The 1624-nt window shown below is 62.6% G+C and carries 2 protein-coding genes; both read right to left on the reverse strand.

Features of this window, described 5'->3' with window-relative positions; genetic code table 11:
* Nucleotides 1–728: 728 nt before the first annotated feature.
* Nucleotides 729–1295, reverse strand: coding sequence for an HAD domain-containing protein (locus K7711_RS46945; RefSeq protein WP_308015259.1), 567 nt, complete (start codon nucleotides 1293–1295; stop codon nucleotides 729–731).
* Between the two features lie 81 nt (nucleotides 1296–1376).
* A partial coding sequence (locus K7711_RS46950) for a hypothetical protein (RefSeq protein ID WP_222979649.1) occupies nucleotides 1377–1624 on the reverse strand: 248 nt, incomplete at its 5' end.

The raw sequence follows: 1624 nt of genomic DNA on the forward strand, positions 1-1624 counted from the left end.
TCTCGCCAACCACCGCATCACACTCGACGGACGTCGTCAGCGGCTCGGCGACCTCGGCCACCGAGCGATAACCCGCTGGCTCGACCATCGCCGCCGAACCTGGCCACACACCACCAACCCCACCTGCTGGTCACCTGGAGAACCGTTCACGGAACAGCGCCGATAAGCCCAATGTTCTTCAGCCACTACATGAGTCGCGTCGGATCCAGCGTCGACCGCATCCGCGCCGACCGCATCCTGCACGAAGCCCTCACCGCCGGCGCCGACCGTTGCACCTGACGCTCGTCTTCGGCATCTCCCACAACACCGCCGCCCGCTACGCCGCCGTCGCCGAGCACCTGCTCACCGGCGAACTCGAACATCCGCCAGCCCACTGAGCAGAATCGGCAATCGGTAGACTTCCGCGGAACCCATCGCGAATCCTGGTGCCACACACGGAAATGCCGTGAGTTCCCGTTGAAGTCCCTCAGTCCCAGTGAACTCACGGGGGACGTGCCGGTAAGGATCGTGTCACCAGCCGCAAGTCGGGGTGAAAGGCGAGCGCAGGGGCCGGTAAGGGTCATGTCATCTACCGCAATTGTCCTGTGTCGGTGATGGTCTCGGTGTAGCTTGCGCGGCTGTGGCACTTCGTCACAGATCTCAGCCCCGAGCAAGAGATCCGCATTCTGGAAGTGCTGTTCACTCTGCTCGATCAATTCCTTGCCGAACGTGAAAGCCTCAACTGAGGTTCAAGTCCCGCCCGCGAGCTCAGCCGCCGCGAGCCACTCGACGAAGTGGGCGAAGTCGCTGTGCAGTAATCCGATTCGCGGATCCACGCGGTGCAGCAGCGCCCCGTCGCCATGATGGTCGGATACCCATTCGCGGTCGTTGTCGCTGATCTCGTCATCGACCCAGATGAATGGCCGACACGCGGCCCATTCGACCAGAGTCCGTGTCTTCCAATGCAACCCGAACCATTCGTCGATCTGATGGTCCGTCCGGTCCGGCCATTCCACGACCGCCAACGCCGGTAAACCCAGCAATGGACCGACAACCTGGTTCGCTTCGTGAACCCAGGTTGTCGCCCACACCAGCTCACAGGACAGGTCCAAGAGCAGCGGCCCCAGCTCACGGTCGACTCGGGTCGTGAGCGGGTTCGTGCAGCGCGGCCGTTCGTCCACGGTCGATGGCTGGTGGTCTGCAGGCATGGCGCCGAAAGGTACGAGCGGACCGTCAACATCAAGAAAAAGCAGCGGGCGACGCGGTGTGTCCATCGTGTTGAAGGTTAGCCCTGAACCGACATTGGCACGATGCACAGGTAACGCAACGACATGCCGCGAACCGCACGGTGCGGGTTGCTGGGCTGGTGAACGATGTCGTTCGCGAATGGCAGTACGTCAGTGCAAGGGATCGTGGTCTGCGGGCTGGCTGTAGAAGATTGATTCAAGTGATTGACGTAGTGGGCGATCCAGTGGCTTTCCGCCGGTGTCGAGGCCAGGCGCAGGATTGTCTGCGAATCCGGCGATCTGCTCGGATCTCCCGTCGGCGGTGGTGGCCCAGACCTGAGTGTCCGCCGGCCGCCAGATGACCACCGTATCTGGGTAATGGCTGAGTTCGGCCAGCATCGCATCGGGTCCGCGGAAGG

The organism is Nocardia coffeae (genome assembly GCF_019890715.1).
Taxonomy (GTDB): Bacteria; Actinomycetota; Actinomycetes; order Mycobacteriales; family Mycobacteriaceae; genus Nocardia; species Nocardia jiangxiensis.